We start from the raw sequence: 1050 nt of genomic DNA, 5'->3' as shown, positions 1-1050 counted from the left end.
GGGTTGCTACTGCCTGGAGGGCGCAAGAGCGTGGAGCCCATGGCCGCGCGGGTGCACCCGCAGAACGTGCGCTCAGCCCATCAATCGATGCACCATCTGGTGGCCGATGCCGACTGGAGCGATCAAGCGCTGCTGGCGGCGGTGGCGGCACAGGTGCTGCCGCCCCTGAGCAGGAAGAGCGCAGCGTGTCACTGGATCGTGGACGACACGGGATTTTCAAAGAAGGGGGTGCATTCGGTCGGTGTTGCACGCGAGTACTGTGGGCGCCTTGGCCAGACGGACAATTGCCAGGTTGCCGTGAGTTTGTCGATCGCCAACGAACACGGCAGCCTGCCAGTGGGCTATCGGCTGTATCTTCCCGAGCAGTGGGCTCAGGACACTGTGCGGCGCAAGAAGGCAGGCGTTCCGGATCAGGTCGTGTTTCAGACCAAGACAGCGCTGGCCATGGATCAGATCGACAGCGCGCTGGCGACAGGGATGGCGGCAGGCGTCGTGCTAGCCGATGCGGCCTACGGCACCGAGACCCACTGGCGAGACCAGCTCAGCGAACGCGGCCTGCTGTACATGGTTGGCGTCCGCAGCAACACGAAGGTCTGGTGGGGATCGCACCAACCTGCGCCCATGCCGCCAGCCAGCCCTAAGGGCTGTCGGCCCCGCACACGACCGATGCGCGATAGCGCACATGTGCCGATCTCGGTACATGAAGTCGCGCAGCGCTTGTCCGCAAGGACGTATCGGCAGGTCAGCTGGCGCCAGGGCAGCGACGCAACGCTCAGTTCGCGGTTCGCGGCGGTGCGGGTTCGTGCCGCACACAATCGCCAGGCACATGACGAGCAGTGGCTGCTGATCGAGTGGCCGCCGGGAGAGTTCGAGCCCCGCCACTACTGGTTCTCGACGCGACCAAAGCAAACGCCGGTCAAGACACTGGTTGCCACGGCACAAGGCCGATGGCGGATTGAACGCGATTATCAGGAGCTGAAGTCGGAGTTGGGCCTGCATCACTATGAAGGGCGCAACTGGCGTGGTTTTCACCATCACGCCAGTCTGTGC

General features: G+C 64.2%; 1 protein-coding gene. It reads left to right on the top strand.

Translation table 11 applies throughout. From position 1 onward, the window contains the following. Positions 1–1050, top strand: a 1050-nt coding sequence (locus NS365_RS23335; RefSeq protein WP_058602639.1) for an IS701 family transposase, incomplete at both ends; no start/stop codon positions are given.

It is taken from the genome of Aureimonas ureilytica, from assembly GCF_001475935.1.
GTDB classification, from domain to species: Bacteria; Pseudomonadota; Alphaproteobacteria; order Rhizobiales; family Rhizobiaceae; genus Aureimonas; species Aureimonas ureilytica_A.
This window is presented reverse-complemented; position numbering and strand designations above follow the sequence as displayed.